The organism is Tatumella morbirosei (genome assembly GCF_000757425.2).
Lineage (GTDB): Bacteria > Pseudomonadota > Gammaproteobacteria > Enterobacterales > Enterobacteriaceae > Tatumella > Tatumella morbirosei.
Map to the genome: position 1 here is coordinate 744,848 of NZ_JPKR02000003.1, position 16,772 is coordinate 761,619.

At 48.4% G+C, this 16,772-nt stretch carries 13 protein-coding genes, 1 tRNA gene and 1 pseudogene; 6 read left to right on the top strand and 9 right to left on the bottom strand.

The genetic code is table 11. The annotated features are described in order from the left end of the window. Positions 1-4 precede the first annotated feature (4 nt). Positions 5-1,021 carry an XdhC family protein gene (locus tag HA49_RS06345; protein ID WP_038021281.1) on the top strand — a complete coding sequence of 339 codons (1,017 nt, stop codon included), beginning with the start codon at positions 5-7 and terminating at the stop codon, positions 1,019-1,021. Positions 1,022-1,180: 159 nt separating this feature from the next. Here HA49_RS06345 and HA49_RS06350 read toward each other — a convergent pair whose 3' ends face one another. Continuing rightward, a complete protein-coding gene (locus HA49_RS06350; RefSeq protein WP_052752445.1) occupies positions 1,181-3,295 on the bottom strand; it encodes a putative bifunctional diguanylate cyclase/phosphodiesterase in 2,115 nt (704 codons plus the stop codon). Between the two features lie 118 nt (positions 3,296-3,413). Further along, a complete protein-coding gene (locus HA49_RS06355) occupies positions 3,414-4,895 on the bottom strand; it encodes an EmmdR/YeeO family multidrug/toxin efflux MATE transporter (RefSeq protein WP_046791697.1) in 1,482 nt (493 codons plus the stop codon). A gap of 372 nt (positions 4,896-5,267) precedes the next feature. Between HA49_RS06355 and HA49_RS06360 the strand changes: the two genes are divergently transcribed. Beyond that, positions 5,268-6,716 carry an AMP nucleosidase gene (locus HA49_RS06360; RefSeq protein ID WP_038021283.1) on the top strand — a complete coding sequence of 483 codons (1,449 nt, stop codon included), beginning with the start codon at positions 5,268-5,270 and terminating at the stop codon, positions 6,714-6,716. Positions 6,717-6,838: 122 nt separating this feature from the next. Here HA49_RS06360 and HA49_RS06365 read toward each other — a convergent pair whose 3' ends face one another. From HA49_RS06365 to HA49_RS06380, 5 genes and pseudogenes are all read right to left on the bottom strand, one after another. Further along, on the bottom strand, positions 6,839-8,134 hold the full coding sequence (locus HA49_RS06365) for an NCS2 family permease (RefSeq protein WP_038021285.1): 1,296 nt from the start codon (positions 8,132-8,134) through the stop codon (positions 6,839-6,841). A 341-nt stretch (positions 8,135-8,475) separates the two neighbouring features. After that, positions 8,476-9,393: a nitrogen assimilation transcriptional regulator NAC gene (nac, locus tag HA49_RS06370; protein WP_038021288.1), complete on the bottom strand. Its 918-nt coding sequence runs from the start codon at positions 9,391-9,393 to the stop codon at positions 8,476-8,478. A 902-nt stretch (positions 9,394-10,295) separates the two neighbouring features. After that, positions 10,296-10,463, bottom strand: a pseudogene (locus HA49_RS22065) (SDR family NAD(P)-dependent oxidoreductase); the annotation flags it as partial. 421 nt (positions 10,464-10,884) lie between these two features. Beyond that, a complete protein-coding gene (locus HA49_RS06375; protein WP_245610160.1) occupies positions 10,885-12,057 on the bottom strand; it encodes an MFS transporter in 1,173 nt (390 codons plus the stop codon). Between the two features lie 293 nt (positions 12,058-12,350). Beyond that, positions 12,351-13,301 (bottom strand): AraC family transcriptional regulator, encoded by a 951-nt coding sequence (locus tag HA49_RS06380; protein ID WP_046791699.1) that lies wholly within the window; start codon positions 13,299-13,301, stop codon positions 12,351-12,353. Positions 13,302-13,493: 192 nt separating this feature from the next. Here HA49_RS06380 and HA49_RS21950 point away from each other — a divergent pair, with 192 nt between their 5' ends. From HA49_RS21950 to HA49_RS06390, 4 genes are all read left to right on the top strand, one after another. Next, on the top strand, positions 13,494-13,769 hold the full coding sequence (locus HA49_RS21950) for an aldo/keto reductase (RefSeq protein ID WP_281177690.1): 276 nt from the start codon (positions 13,494-13,496) through the stop codon (positions 13,767-13,769). Further along, positions 13,738-14,001 (top strand): aldo/keto reductase, encoded by a 264-nt coding sequence (locus HA49_RS21955; protein ID WP_281177691.1) that lies wholly within the window; start codon positions 13,738-13,740, stop codon positions 13,999-14,001. The genes HA49_RS21950 and HA49_RS21955 overlap by 32 nt, the downstream gene beginning before the upstream one ends. A gap of 31 nt (positions 14,002-14,032) precedes the next feature. After that, the gene (locus HA49_RS21770; protein ID WP_245610161.1) at positions 14,033-14,341 is read left to right on the top strand and encodes an aldo/keto reductase; all 309 of its coding nucleotides are present in this window, start codon (positions 14,033-14,035) and stop codon (positions 14,339-14,341) included. A 1,067-nt stretch (positions 14,342-15,408) separates the two neighbouring features. After that, positions 15,409-15,484 (top strand) — tRNA-Asn (locus tag HA49_RS06390). Between the two features lie 192 nt (positions 15,485-15,676). On the opposite strand, the gene HA49_RS06395 is transcribed toward HA49_RS06390, so the two are convergent. After that, positions 15,677-15,979, bottom strand: a complete 303-nt coding sequence (locus HA49_RS06395; RefSeq protein WP_038021290.1) for a helix-turn-helix domain-containing protein — start codon at positions 15,977-15,979, stop codon at positions 15,677-15,679. 4 nt (positions 15,980-15,983) lie between these two features. Beyond that, positions 15,984-16,337: a type II toxin-antitoxin system RelE/ParE family toxin gene (locus HA49_RS06400; protein ID WP_038021292.1), complete on the bottom strand. Its 354-nt coding sequence runs from the start codon at positions 16,335-16,337 to the stop codon at positions 15,984-15,986. Between the last annotated feature and the right edge of the window lie 435 nt (positions 16,338-16,772).

Consider the following 16,772-nt stretch of genomic DNA (forward strand, 5'->3'; position numbering starts at 1 on the left):
GACCATGCCAACCATCAGCAGTTTCCTTTCACTGGATCAACGTGTTATGCAGCAGGCTGTTTACTGGCTGCAACAGCAACAAGCTATCTGGCTATGCACAGTGCTGCACAGTTGGGGATCAGCCCCCCGTCCACCAGGGGCTATGCTGGTGGTGAATGCCGGTGGAGATTTTTGCGGTTCAATTTCCGGTGGCTGTATCGAGGATGATTTCCTGTCAAGATTAGAAGGCCCGGATTTCCGGGTCTGTAGCCAGATTGTGCGCTACGGAGGGCAAGGCCTGGCTGCACCGGTTGAGCTTCCCTGTGGTGGTAGTCTTGATGTCCTCACCGAACATATTTTGCCGGATGAAATCAATCACCGGCAACTCACCCGGTTATCACAGGCACTGAATGGTGGCACGCCGGTGATTAAAACCGTCAGTATTGGTCAGGGCTATACTATTACCGAAGCGACAGCAGCAACAGGGCCGCGTCAGCTTAGCTATAACTCCCGACAGGTGATTTTGCCGGTAGGGGCAGCCACCGAAATCTTTATTGCCGGATATTCGCCGGTGGCGTATGAATGTATCAGACTGGCACTGCTAACCGGTTACTCCGTCAGAATCTGCGAACACAGAGAAGATCTCTTTGGCCAGTTACTGACAGATTTTCCGGCCAACCCACAGTTACAAATCATCAATATGCATCCTGCGCGTTGGCTGGAACTTTATGGCGCAGGCCCCGGCACGGCTGTGTTATCACTGACTCACCATCCGACCATCGATGACTTAAGTGTGAGTGAGGCCGTTAATACCAATGCATTCTATATAGGCGCCATGGGTTCAGCGTCTAATAGTGAGAAACGTCGTCAACGACTACGAGAGATTATGGAGTGCTCTGGAACAGATATCGCCCGACTGCACGCCCCCATCGGTCTTAAAATTGGCAGTAAGACCCCGGCAGAAATTGCCATTTCAATCATGGCACAAATTATCAGCATCAGAAATGCCACTGTCATCCGCCGGGGTGCCCACCCTGAATAAGAGACAGTAAACTGTACACCCCTGGCAGTGTGAACCACAGGAATACTCACCGAAGTACTACGGAGTCCGAACTTAACCGGTCAGCCATCCGTCAGCATTGCCGCATGACGACTCACCGGGGAAGTATCAATATTTTCCAGATGATCAATGTAGTACGGCTTACAGCAGTTTATGAGTTGCCAGATTAGCCAGATACTCACTGATGATGTTTGCAGGAACAGCGGCACTAAACAGGAATCCCTGTCCGTGCGTATAGCCTTCATTAATCAGAAACTCACGCTGCTCGGTATTTTCTATGCCCTCAGCCACGACATCCAGTTCCAGTTGAGTAGCCAACAACAATAACGCTTTTATGACCGCCAGTCCCTCCTTGCCCTGACTCAAACTACTAACAAAAGTGCGATCAACTTTGATGACATCGACAGGGTAATCCCGGATATTCGCCAGCGCAGAGTAACCGGTCCCAAAATCATCCAGGGATATCCTGACACCTTTCTCTTTCAGTAGTTTGATAGCACGGAACACATAACCAGCCCCCCGCCCATCGAACATATGCTCGGTAATTTCGACTTCCAGTAGCTCCGGAGGTAAATCGTACTTTTGCAACTGTTGCAGGAATTTTTCTGCGTAATTATCCCGCATAAACTCAACCGGGGATGCATTGACGGAGACCGGAACGACTTCCAGCCCCTGGTCAATCCACTGACGAATATCAGCGAACACCCGGTCACGAATAAAAAAGCCGATCCTCTCGACCAGCGCATAGTTTTCGAAGGCAGCCCAGATATCCCCCGGGAAACAGAGTTCACCCTGAGTATTATAGAAGCGCATTAACGCTTCCATTCCTATAATCTGACCGTCTGTTAACCGTACTTTGGGCTGATAAAAAGGGAGAATAGCTTCATTCTGAATAATATCTTTCGCCTGCTCTAACTGATTACGGGTAGTATCCACCAGTTTCGTCATCGAAGGTTCAAAACAACAAATCCCCCCGCGCCCGTTACGCTTTAATTCATTCAGCGCAATATCTGCTGCTTTAATCAGCGCAGTACTCTCCGTGGCATGGGCCGGAAATACCGCCCCACCGATGCTGAGGCTAAAAGAGATAACATGTCCCTGATAACTCAGCGGCTTGCAGGTATCTTCAATCAGTTTCGTGCCCGCATGCTGTAATTGCTCACGGTTTTCGATACCAGGAAATATGGCAGCAAACTCATCCCCGCCTATCCTTGCGATAAAGGCTTTTTCTGGCAAATAACGGGTGAGCCGCTTCGCCAGCACAGAAAGCAGATGATCACCGGCCACATGTCCGAGCGTATCATTAACCAGTTTGAAATAATCGAGATCGATCAGCATGACTGCCAGTGACGCGTTTTGCGAATCTGCAGTTCTGAGATATTTTTTTAGTGAGCTGTGGAAAACGCGGCGGTTATACAACCCGGTAAGGTCGTCATGCTCGCTGATGTACTTAAATCGCTGTTCAGCCACATGAAGCTCGGTAATATCCCGCGAAACACAGAGAATACTGACCACTTTCCCGTCTGGTCCCAGCACGGGTGTAAGAATGTTGTCCCAGTAGAAAGGGGCACTGTCTGGTAGCTGGCTTTTGCCGGAAAAACGTGCATTGACCCCGGTTCGCGCCACTTTTAATGCTTTACGACCCCGGGTGCGAATTTCACGGGGTAGCAGGTTCAACCAGTCCATCCCAAATCCGGAATCCGGATCCACTCCCAGGGCTTCACAACCCGAGAAATTCATATCCACCAGGTTGCCTTCGGGATTGATGACCTTGATACAATCAATACTGGCATCCAGCATGCTTTTCGAGTGACGCAGATCATCGTTGGCACGAACTTTGGCCACCTGCATCTCATCAATATCGAAAAACTTCACCAACCAGCAATCAAATGATTCGAGGTAAAAAGCATAAACGATATGCCAGATGAAACTGCCATCAGCCAGGGCAAGCCGGACCTGATGATGAAAGGGCAAACGATGTTGTAACGCACCGGCCCAGGCCGCACTGGCAATCACCTTATCTTCAGGATGCAACCAGCTGAGCCACTCTTGTGGTACTTTAGCGGCAAGTTTTGCCATTTTTTCGTGCCAGCAATGATTGGCAACCATCTCGCTGCCATTGGCTGAAACAAACCAGGCAGGCAGAGGAATATGGTCAAACACCAGTTGTTTAAAAACCGCAAACGATGCCGGTTCTGTCGACGGTATATCTGGCCCGGAGGCTGTCCGGAGAGTTAATTTTGTTGCTCTGCTCATCATTTATCCTGCTTAACGGTGAACTGCGGTCCTGTTTACCTGCCTCTTCTGCTGACGGCAGAAACTGACTACATAGTGAATAGAGCAAACGATGCATCGATGCATAAGAAGCAGCGTGCTACTTTTCCGTCGCATCCTGCGGCACTTCCCGGACTTTGGCGGCGGCCGCCGCGGCTTTGGCCTGTAAACGGCGATAATTATTCAGCCAACTGCCACTCACCAGTCGCCACCAGAAACAGGCACCGCGGACTGCCCAGTCAAGGAACATCCCTAACCATACGCCAATCACACCCATTCCAAAATAGATTCCCAGCAGGTAGCCTAAAACGACCCTGGCCCCCCACATACTAAACATCGATACATACATCGCAAAACGCGCGTCCCTGGCCCCTTTGAAGCTGGCCGGCAAAACCCATGACGTCGCCCAGATTGGCATAAATGCAGCATTCAGCCAGATCAGATGCTCGGTCACCCGGATAACCTCAGGATCTTTGGTATAGAACCGCGCCAGTACCCCGGCAAGGGGGGCTGACAACAGCGCGAGGCAGCACAGACCAAAGGTCGATAGCCAGAAAACATGACGCACCTGTATTGAGGCCTGATAAACCTGGTTTTTCCCAAGACGTTTGCCGGTGATAATCGTTGACGCCGAGCCCAGAGCATTACCTGGCAGGTTAATCAATGATGCTATCGAAAACGCGATAAAATTACCGGCGATTTCACTGGTGCCCATCCCGGCGACATACACCTGGGTCAGTAACTTACCGCCGTTAAATAACACCGACTCGATACTGGCCGGAATACCAATACTCAGCACTTCGGTCAGGATGGTAAAATTCCAGCGACGAAAGTAACTTTTCAACGGAATCGTCAGCGCGCCGTTGTAACGACCCATCAGAACAATAATCACGACGGCAGCCCCCAGATAACGTGACACCGTCAGGCCTAATCCTGCGCCGGTAAATCCCAGCCCTTTCCAGGAAAAGCAGCCATATATCAGGACGCTACTGATGGCAATGTTCAGTATATTCATTCCTGCATTAATCAACATAGGAATTTTGGTATTTCCGGCGCCACGTAAAGCGCCGCTACCGATCAACGCAATCGCCGCCGCCGGATAACTCCATGCAGATACCTGTAAATAATTGAGTGCAAATGCTTTTACATCGGGCTGAGCACTTCCTGCAATCAGATCGATTATCACGTGCCCCCAGATTTCGATGACAATCACCAGTAAAAAACCGATAACAGTCATCAGTCCCAGTGACTGACGGGCAGCGGCTCTGGCACGTTTGCCTTCTCTTTTCGCCAGACTGAAGGCAACCACCACGGTGGTTCCCAGATCCACCGCCGCAAAGAAAGAGATAACTACCATATTAAAACTATCCGCCAGCCCAACTCCGGCCATCGCAGCCTTACCCAGCCAGCTGACGAGGAAAGTACTGAGCACACCCATTAATAAAACACAGGTATTTTCAATCAGAATGGGCACTGCCAGCGGGGTAATCTCCCTGCGTAATAACGTCGTATATCGTTTACGTCTGGGATACCATTCCGTTTTTTGTATTGCTTGTTTTAACGCTATGCCTGGATTTCGCAAGGGGATACCAAATCATTTAAGCCATTGAAATAAAAACAAACAATCAACCACCACTGCGATACAGCGGGTTGTTTGTCACTGGTGGATATCATCAGGGGATACTGTCAGGCGATGTGCTCTGGCTAAATAATTCTATACCCCGCATTCCAAAAACACTACTTAACAAGTCTGATACATTGTTATTTATTAAAAATTTTTTTATCTCTGCAAAATTATCAGTTATTTATACGAATGTATGAATATAAATTATACAGCGCCGCCGCTGAATATCGGGGTTTTCAGAAAAAACTTAAGTTTCTCTGGCGGGTTTAACGGGTAATAATCGGTAGCTGCCACCAGGCTAACAGAAGAAACCCGATGACCGGAGCTAAAATGACTGTACTTCCTGAAGATATAGAACACGCCCTGGATGCTCTTGAGTCCGGCTACCAGAAATCTGTCACTGCCCTGCGTGAGGCACTGCAAAACTATGCCCTGCAGGGAATATTACCGGACCCTGTCACCCGTGCCGCAGGTCTGTTTGTTTATCCTGAGCTGCATCTGAACTGGCAGGGAGAAACCGCACCGGCCAGCCGGGTACGAGCCTGGGGAAGATTTACCCGCCAGGGCAGCTATGCCACTACCGTCACCCAGCCAGCCCTGTTACGTCATTATCTGCGTGAACAGCTCCAGATGCTGGCGAGTGAGTATGACTTTACCCTGGAAGTGCGCCCTTCCCGGACAGAAATTCCCTATCCTTATGTCATTGAAGGAACGGAACTCCCGGCGGACAGAGAGATCATGGCCAGTATCGCCCGCCACTTCCCGGTGACCGATCTGTCGCACATTGGTAACGAAGTTTCTGATGGCCTGCTGGGTCAACAAGGTGATTTCCCGCTGGGACAGTTCGATGCCTTACGCACCGATTTTTCTCTCGCCCGGTTACGTCACTACACAGGAACCTCTACTGCAGATTTCCAGCCCTTTGTCCTGTTCACCAACTATAACCGCTATGTGGATGAATTCGTCAGCTGGGCGGTGGCCCAGGTCCGGGATCCGGCGACCCCTTATACCCGCTTAGTCTGTGCCGGGGGAATCGAAATTACCGCCGAAAGCCAACAACCGGAAGATATTGTGACCGATCTCGCGTGGAAAAAACACCAGATGCCGGCATGGCACCTGATAGCCGATAATAAACGTGGAATAACGTTGATCAATATCGGTGTAGGCCCCTCGAATGCCAAAACCATCTGTGACCATTTGGCCGTACTGCGTCCGCATGCATGGCTGATGATTGGCCATTGTGGTGGTTTACGTGAAAGCCAGAGGATTGGTGATTATGTACTGGCGCATGCCTATTTACGGGATGACCATGTGCTGGATTCTGTACTGCCACCGGATATACCGGTCCCCAGTATCGCTGAAGTGCAACGGGCATTATATGATGCTACCCGCCAGGTCAGCGGAATTCACGGTGAGGATATAAAACAGCGCCTGAGGACTGGTACAGTGGTGACCACTGATGATCGTAACTGGGAGTTACGGTATGCAGCATCTGCATTACGCTTTAATCAAAGCCGGGCCATCGCGGTGGATATGGAAAGCGCCACTATCGCTGCCCAGGGTTATCGTTTTCGGGTTCCCTATGGCACCCTGCTCTGTGTCTCTGATAAGCCCCTGCACGGTGAGATAAAACTACCGGGCCAGGCTAACCGGTTTTATGAAGGCGCTATTTCCGAACATCTGCATATCGGGATCTGTGCCGTATCGTTGCTACAGGCAGAGGCCGACCGCCTGCATTCCCGGAAACTTCGTACCTTTGACGAACCGCCATTCCGCTGAGATAGCATTTTCTGAGCATAACGGCGCAGGAAACACAAATAACAAGGGGCGGATAACCGCCCCCTAAAACTTCAGCCAAACTGATCGGGTAGGCCAGGCAGTCCGGCCGGATTATTCAATACTCAGGCACTTAACCAGCCGAGTTTGATGACAAACAGAATCGACAGAATAATCAGTGCCGGATTGACTTCACGCACCTTGCCGCTCAGTAACTTCACTACGGTCCAGGTGATAAATCCAAACGCGATCCCGTTGGCAATCGAATAGGTGAATGGCATGGTAATCGCAGTCACGGCTACCGGTGCGGCAGTCGTAATATCTTTCCAGTCAATCTCAGCCAGACCAGAGGTCATCAGTACCGCCACAAATAACAGTGCTGGTGCTGTCGCGTAGACCGGTACACTCCCCGCCAGTGGTGAAAAGAACAGTGACAACAGGAACAGGATAGCTACCACTACCGATGTCAGACCGGTACGGCCACCCGCACTTACCCCGGCCGCTGATTCCACAAAACTGGTGGTGGTAGAGGTGCCCAGCAGTGAACCGAACAGTGCTGCCGCACTGTCAGCAACCAGAGCACGTCCCATTGCCGGAATGTTGCCGTTCTCATCGCTCAGACCGGCACGACGGGTAACCCCAATCAGGGTGCCTGAGTTATCAAACACGTCGACAAACAGGAATGCGAAAATCACACTTACCAGGCCAACGTTGAATGCCCCCGCAATATCCAGTTTCAGGAAGGTTGGTGCCAGTGACGGAGGAGCGGAGAAAATTCCACCAAAGGGAGTTAAACCTGCCAGCATCGCAATCGCGGTAACCACCAGAATACCAATCAATACCGCACCGGTCACTTTACGTGCTTCAAGTATGACTATCAGGAAGAAACCCAACAGCGCCAGTAACGCACCTGGTTTGGTGATATCGCCCAGACCTACCAGCGTCGCAGGGTTACCTACCACAATCCCTGCTCCTTCAAGAGCAATCAGTGCCAGGAACAGACCAATCCCGGCCGCAATTGCCGAACGTAATGGCAGTGGGATGCTGTTTATGATCCACTCACGAATCTTAAACAAAGAGAGAGCAAAGAAGGTTAATGCCGATATGAATACCGCGCCCAGAGCCACCTGCCAGTGATAACCCATATGCAGCACGACGGTGTAGGTGAAAAAAGCATTTAAGCCCATGCCCGGAGCCAGAGCAATCGGCAGATTGGCAATCATCCCCATCAGTACAGAACCGATTGCTGCAGCAAGACAGGTTGCCACGAATACTGCGCCTTTATCCATCCCGGTGGCACCCAGAATGCTTGGGTTAACAAACAGGATATAGGCCATTGCCAGGAAGGTAGTACAACCGGCGATCACTTCAGTACGAACGCTGGTTTTGTTTGCTTTCAACTTAAAGAGTTTTTCAAGCATGAGTCGATCCCTTTTTGATATCGCTTACCACGATTTTCATTTTTATTACGGCATTTCAGAAAAATCCCTCTGCGACAGGGTGTCCGGCAGAGGGATTTTTCACATCACCCCAAACAGAATTACATAAGCAAAACCCGTGCCATGGCATAGCACAGGTTAGTATTCCCGGAGAATAGCGGGACAGAAAAACCACACCTGACTGCACCATGAAGGCGCAAACGTTTTCCTTCCGGCTGCCGATCCTAATCATCGGCGACACCGGGAGCAATAAGTTTTTCTGATTACCGGCAGGAAAAGTTATAGCGATGCCGGATAACCGGCATCTGACAGTAAACTGCTGGTTAACTCACCAGCATCAGTTCATGTTCATTCACCAGAGTTTGTTGTGTCAGTGATAGCAGGCAATTTTTGACCGCCTGGGCCGAACCAGACAACGGCAGAGCAAAAGAGGTATTCAGCGATAAGGGCAGATGTAACGAGGGTGCAGTAATTTTTGCCATCCAGCCATTGATTGGCGCAGTTAAAGATTTCGCAGCAGATTCAGGCAGGACCGAAACACCCATGCCACTGGAAATTGCCGCTGAGAGGGTCGACAGAGATTCAATTTCACCAATGATATGTGCACTTAACCGGCGCAAGGAAAATGCTTCATCAACCCGCTGCCGCACAGCACTATAATCACGCGGTAGATAAAGATTCATGCCGGCAACTTCACCCAGGTCAACCGTATGTCCCGGAGAATTCCCGGTGCCTACCAGATACAGTTCTTCTTTCATCAACGGCTGACAGTTCAGCCCGGTGACGGGTGTCCGGTCATAGAGCAATGCCATATCCAGCTGACCATTCAGCACTTTTTCATTCAGGGCATGGCCGCTGTTTTCGTTCAGATAAACCAGAATTTCCGGGTATGTCTCACGCAACTTCTGCAACAATGGCATCACCAATGAAGAAGCCGCAGTCCCGGGAGCAAGACCGATAGAGACCTGACCGCTTAGGGTATGCCCGGCATTATTCACCGCCAGTTGAGCCTGTTCGCACTGACGCAAAATATTTCTGGCATGTGTATAGAGGACCTTACCAGCGTCTGTCGGAGTCACTCCACGCTTGGTGCGGATCAGCAACTGCTGGTCCATTTCACCTTCGAGTGTAGCGACCTGCTGGCTTAGTGCCGGTTGCGCAATATGCAGAACTTCTGCGGCCTGGGTAAGACTGCCGATATCGACAATTTTCACAAAGTATTTCAGACGTCTTAGATTCATTTTTCCCCCGTCACGAAATCCGGAAACTCAAAACAGGCAATGCCTTTGGATGGATATACCGGTAGTTGCAATAACCAGGCCAGAAATGAATAAAGCCTGCCAGCGAAGACAGGTCATAACAAAAACACTATGAAAAGAGGCTGTTCTGTTGTTTTTTTAAGCACAGGGTTATTTCAGTTCGATGACAGAGAACACTAAAAAACGCACCAGGCCAGTGCAAAATGTCAGCCATTAGTGCAGTTGTTTTTTTGCGTAACCGGTTTCCTGCGTAGCAGCTACCGTGTTAAATAAAACAATTTAGCCAATAATTTTGCAGAAATGTCACCCGTAGCTTGCCTATGGCTGAATACTCACATCACCGCGCGCCCGGCCACAAGTGCCCAGGCGTTCCCGGTCGCATGCGACCAGCGCTAACTGCGCCCCTCGGAGAGGCTTGGCAAGAACAACATTTTTTTGAAAGGTTATTGGGATCGGTACTGACAACTGAGCGATTTAGTGTGCCTCCACCACCAACTTCAACAACAATGGTCAACTCCCCTACAATTGGTTAGCCGTGACACCTCTTGCTCTCACTCAAGTTAATCGTGTCACTGGCCCCCGGGGCTCGTATGCGATCTAGTTTCTCGTCGCTGGAGGAAGTCGAGATGATGCTTGCTCCAGATAATGCAGCAAACTGAATGGCAAAAGTAGATATTCCCTCGGTTCCCAAGGTAAGCACAGTCTGCACGCAGGTCAGTTGAGCCGGTCAGAAAAGTGCATTCCATGCCGTAGCTCCGTCGCAGGGAAAACAAGCGGCTTCCTGATAAGTGAGGTGCGAGGGAATATGTATTGCCAAGCTCTGTTCGCATACGACAAACTCTGCCAGCACACCATCTACCACAGCTCCTCTTGAAAGGGCAGGCTCAGCGGCTGTCATGGTGCCGGCAACCCAGCTTCCGGTTTAGCGGAAGAATAGCGGCATTATTTATCAATACGTCCAGCTTTCCATGTGCAAGCTGAACTTCCTGGAAAACGCTGGATACACTGATATCATCGGTTATATCCAGTTGTAGTGTTAAGATTTCAACACCTTTTAATTTTAATCCCCTTGCGAGCTATTTAACCTTATCTAAATTCCTGTATGAGATAATGACTTTATAGCCAGGTAGACCAATTTGTTGATCCGTTTAAAAACCAAGACCACCGGCCAAGCCTACTCCAGTAACTAATGTTATTTTATTTTTAACTCGATATTTTTAAATATTTCAATACTATGTTGCGTTTTTTGTACAACTATTATACTTACCCTTGTTGTCATCCTCTTTCGAGTATCTTTTCGCCAACATTGACTCGTAAACAGAGCGACAGAAACTGAGCAGTATCTTTAGCCTTAACCTGAATCACTACAATAAATGTAATTTCTGCACCGGAAGTTTTTTGTAACCTGCAATTAGCCAGATGACAGTGATAACTGAGGCGGAAAGAGACACCATTTTTAACCCTTCGGTCATGTTATTTACACCCGCAGAGCCTAACAGCAGGCCAAAGATTGCCACACCTGTAACCCCCCCCCATCTGCCTTGCGCAGTTGAACAGTGCAGAGGCTGAACCCGCCGATTTAGTAGTCGCCTGACCAAGAACAAGATTCGTCATCACCGGCATTGCAAATGACGTTCCGCTGCCGAGTAAGACCATTGGAATAAACAACTGTGTTGCTGTCGAGTCAGGAGAAACAAGCATTACCATACCAAACCCAACCAGACTGATAATGCTCCCGAGCAACGAAAGACTTCTGACAGAAAGCCAGTTCACGAACCATTTTGAGCTGAAGTTAACCAGAGCGGTTACTGCCATCATGGGCATGAAGGCAAGACCTGTTTCCAGTGCAGATAGATGTAGTTTATTCTGGAAAAATATACTGAAGATAAACACTGCACCATAGAAAACCAGATTACAGAGAAAACCGACAACAACGGCAATGGTAATCAGTGGGTTTGCCAGAACTTCATGAGATATAACAGGATTATCTGCTTTGCTGTCAAGCTTTCTGTACGCGATCAACATCAGCAGCCCGGCAATGAGCGTCGTGATGATGACAGGACTTGCCCAGCCAAACTGACCTGCTTCAGTTAGCGTGAATGTGAGTAATGCAAGTCCGGAAGCAATCAGTAGCTGGCTCGAGTAGTTCATCTTTTTCGGAGAGACTTCTCCTGCGTTCGCCAGCCAGCAAATGATGGTAATACTAATCAACCCCAGTGGAAAGTTGATTAAAAAGATACTTTTCCATCCAAGGTATTTGATGAGAGCTCCGCCAAGGACAGGCCCGGCAACAAGTGCAAGAGCGCCGGATGATGCCCACATGGCAATCGCAGACGTTCGTTGTTTAGGATCGGAAAAATACTGACGCAGTAACGTCAGGGAGCTTGGCAACAGCAATGCTGCACCGATGCCCTGTACTGCACGCATAATATCCAACCAGTAAATTGAAGGTGCCATAGCACAAAAGACAGAGGCGAAGATGAATATGATGACCCCTGAGATAAAGGTCTTTTTGGAGCCAAGCTTATCCACTATCGTGCCCGAACTGAGCATTAGCGCAGCAAACACGAGTGCATAAGCATTAATGACCCATTCAAGATCAGAGACAGTGGCGTTGTATGCTTCTTTAAGTGAATGCAAACCCACATTCACAATGCTGACATCGAGCTGTACAAGGATAATCCCGAGGCAAGAAGCAAACGTAAATAGCCGATTCTGGTTTTTTATAGTACTAGTCATAGAGAACCCAATTCATAGTGTTACCCATCTGAATCATGAGCAGAAATATCATAAAGTTCCTCCAGATAATGCAGCTGCACTGCTTAATCCGGAGATAGGCATTGTATCGCCGGTATAAGAGTATCTCTATGACATGAGATTTTTAATAAGTGATAGTCTCTTTTACTTTATTGTAAGTATCAAAGTAGGAATGGGGTGTTTTACTGAATATTAAATCGGTAAGGTCCAAGCGGATAAACCGGACCTTCATGGTATTGCATTCTGTGAGCCTTAGGTGATACCCCGTATACGCGTTTGAATACCGTGCTGAATGTGCTTTCCGCTGCATATCCTAATCTGAATGCTATTTGTTTAACCGGCTCGCTGCTAAGTCTCAGAGCCCTACTAGCAATTTGCATGCGCCAGTGAGTCAGATAACTCAGCGGTGTTGTCCCTGTTGATTCATTGAATTTGCGAGCAAAGTTTGCACGTGACATACCTGCAATTCCGGCAAGCTCAGTTAACTGCCAGTTTTTCTCTGGTCTCGTATGTATTGCCGCTAACGCACTAAGTATCCTTGGATCCCGTAGTGCGCCCATCCAGCCCTTAAGAGCAGATTCCTCGGATAATATCCAGCTTCGTATCCCTTCAATCATGACAAGTTGTATGAGATGGTTACCAGCCAGAGAAGCCCCCGGGCGTAATGACATATTCTCTTCGTGAAGTCGCTCCATTAACCAACTGAGGGTTGATGAGGCATCAGAGCCGGTTTTAATCGGTATGACAGTTGGTAATACATTGAGTAATTGGCCTGCGGCGGCCTGATCAACATCCATTTTCCCAGCCAGAATGATACTTTCACTACCGCCATAATCAGCAATACCATTATGCATCTGGTAGGGGACCTGCTCTGAATGAACCGATATCAATGTTGGATCAGAAGCCATTATAAACGGTGTAAAGCGAGTTAATATTACAGCATCACCAGGGAATAGTTCCGTCCAGACATCTTCTTCTTCAAGCCGGAACCAAAGGTGCCCCTTTCGCAGGGCAATAAATTTCATTCCGTAAAACCCCGGATAACGCATTGACCAATACGCTCCCGCTGTTTGCCCACTTGTAATATAACTCCGAGCCGATAGTAGCTGTAAAACGTCCGATAAAGGATCCATTTTAGACTCTCACATAAGTAAAGGCGACTTTGCGTTATTAATAAACTAAATGACCACCAGTCAAATAGCAAAACAAGGGCGAGGTTTTATTCCGCAGGTCGTATTTCATACACATGTATACACTCTATTGGGGTACTCACACACAAATGAAAGGTCTGTAGCTGTGGTTAACTGCCTGATAAGGAGACGTATATGAATACAGTAACGCTAAGTAATGGCTTTAATATGCCCTTGGTAGGATTAGGGGTTTACCAGATCTCTGATCCTGAGCAGTATGAAGGTGCAGTCGTTCAGGCTTTACTGACAGGTTATCGAATGATCGATGCGGCTGCCGCATATGAAAATGAGGAACCCGTTGGACGTGCTATCAAGCGCAGTGATATACCACGTAATGAAATTTTTGTTACGACCAAACTCTGGATTCAGAATGCGGGGTTTGAACCAACGCGCCGGGCATTTGAACTTTAAACTCCTTCAACTGGATTACCTTGACGCATTTCTAAGCCATCAGCCCTATTCTGACGCACATGGTTCATGGCGGGCAATGGAAGATTTGTATGAAGAAAAAGTTGTCAGGGATATTGGTGTAAGCAACTTTTCACCAGCACGTATTGCCGACCTCATTGTGCTCAATAAAACCTCGCCTATGATTAACCAGGTTGAGGTGAAATCTGTATTAGCAACAGCCAGAGAAGGTTAAATTCTTTAGTAAATTAGGTATACAAACCATCGTGTTGGCTCCCTTTGCGGAAGGTAAAAATGGACTTTTCACCCAACCGATTCTCAGCCAGATCGCCACTGAACACGGTAAAAGTGTTGCTCAGGTCGTTCTCTGCTGGCTTATGCAGCGCAATATCAGCGTGATCCCAAAACCAGTTACGCCTGAACGTATCTGTCAGAATTTGAATGCTTTTTCTTTCAACCTATCTAAAGAGGATATTGGAATGATTGAGAAAATTCAAACCGGTGAGAGTTGCTTCATTGACCACGAGAATCCAGTGCGTATTCGCTGGATTAGTTCGGTCAAATTTAGCACCTGATCTGCTTTGTAAGACGGCCTGGCTCAGGCAGTCTGCACCTCAACTGTGACCCAGAAGGTAATTCAATTATTTCTTTCAAACCCGCTTTAAACGCTGTCGCCTGCAGTGTAGCCCTGATGAGTGTCAGCCTGCAACCATCAGTGCCAGTGCTGCCAACGAAACAAAAAGTCCGATTCAGCTCTCTGATATCCATACCTCGAGCAAATACGCGCGTGCTGTAAAGGTTGCCAGAGAAAGTTTCAATCCTGCCAGACACAGCTCTGTGGCTAGTAACTCATGGTACACAGCTGACGCCTCCATTTTGATGTGAGCATCACTTAAAGCACAATTATAATGCTCAAGCCATTCAGTGATGATGTGTACTGCCTTGAAATCGCTTTTGGTCTTTTTTGTCTATAACCAACCAGCCACGGACACCTTCACGCATCAGGTAGATATCGAGTGTTTTTTTCTTACATCTATCCCTGGTTGGTAAACTCCCGCATCTCCTTTCACATAACCATCACGCAGGTCGCCTTGTTCATTCAGAGTCGAGCTCTTGGTAACCATTCAAGATTATTGCTGGCGTGAAAGGTTAAGCGAAGGGCCATAAGCTGCTAAGCAAGGTTTACCTTCGAAAGGGGGACTGGCTCACTTCGCTTCATATGGTAGTAGCTAACCAGCATGTGCCGATTACATACAAGAGGTACATAAAATGGTTAAAAATCATTTTCGTAAGTTTGGCCAACTTTATGCGGAGCAACCCGAATTCCGCTGTTCAACACAGCAAGCCAGTGACTTCGCCTCAATCTGTTCCGGTGTAGACTGTGGCAGGACTCGTTTCTCATCAACACTCAGCTGAGAGTCCGCCCATAACTTATGACCGGCCTGAGTCACTGGCTACCTCACCTGGTGCCATGGCACCGGAACTCCTGAACTATCAGTAGTTTTACGACACGACAACGGGCGATCATTACCCGTCACCCTGCGCAGGTGTATCTTTTATCAGCAATCAGTTCGCAGAAAGGTAAAACTGTTTTGACAACCTGAAGCTACCTCGTTACTATGCGCCCCGTCTTCACGACAATTCCTCTGTAGTTCAGTCGGTAGAACGGCGGACTGTTAATCCGTATGTCACTGGTTCGAGTCCAGTCAGAGGAGCCAGATTAAAGAAACCAGATGTCTACGGGCGTCTGGTTTTTTGCTTTTTATCCATGATTCATTCTCTCCCTCTAACTGCAATCATCGGCTAAAAATCCCCGAAGCCGTTTCTGTGATTAACAATTATCACTTTAGCTGGTCCGGTTGTCCTGTTACCTGCACGGTGAGGAAACCTTCATGCAGGTTCCCGGGAACTCACAATTCAAATCCATAGTGAGATCCATCCGGCAATTCGACATCAAGACGGAGTTTGCCGCCGGTTGCTTCAACGTAGCGCTTAAGCGTCGAAAGCTTCAGGTCGCGCCCTGGTTTCTCCATGACTGCAACGGTGGGTTGCCTGATACCCAGCGCCTGCGCCATTTCCACCTGCGTTTTCTGTACTTTCTCACGTAATTCGGCAAGGTGGATATTGAGCAGAATGTCATTTGCCATTACCTGAGCACGGGCCACCACTTCAGGTTTTTCATCTGCGATAAGCTGTTCCAGCGTTCTCACCATCAAATTATTCCTCTTGTTTTAATCTCTTAAGCCAGTGAGTGAATTCCCGGTCAGCTACAGGGAGCATTTCAACATAAAAACGCTTTTCATTACCGACCTTAGTTCCTGCGCAAAGTACAATGCCGTTACGGGCCGGATCAAAAGCGTAAAATGCACGTATGGGATCCCCGCAACGTTGAATACGCAACTCTTTCATATTGTGGTAACGGGAGCCTCTCACCGTATCGGCATAAGGCCTGGCTAAGCCAGGTCCCTTTTCCCGCAAAACTAACAACATGGCAAGCACACAGGTCCGGTCGCTATCACTGAGTGAACACAACCAGTCGTCGAACCTATCCGTTGTTATAATCGTCCACACAAAACCTCCTGAGCAATATAGATCTATTGCTATATAGATGTAAAGCTATGAGCGGAGAATAAAATGATGGAGTGAAAGATTCAGTCGTCGTTACTGCAAAGCTGGAGGTATATTCCGGTATTTTATTGTGCGACATGCGCGGCATTCAACGTTATATGACTTGTCCCGTAATAGCTGTGGTTTGGATACAGCAGGACGAATCTCCTCCGGTGATCGTACACGTGGCTAGCCACTGCACGGCCAGATGTAATCAGGAGACTGCTCAGAAGTAGAGTGCGCGTAAAGAACCGGTAAAAATAGCTCTTAAAAAACGGGATAGTTCATTTTAAACTGAGATAAGAGCCCTGGGTCTGTATTCGAGCTGACTTAGCCAGCGTGACTCCCGACACCTCACAGGAAAATATATAACCATATGAATTTAATGATATTACTTCC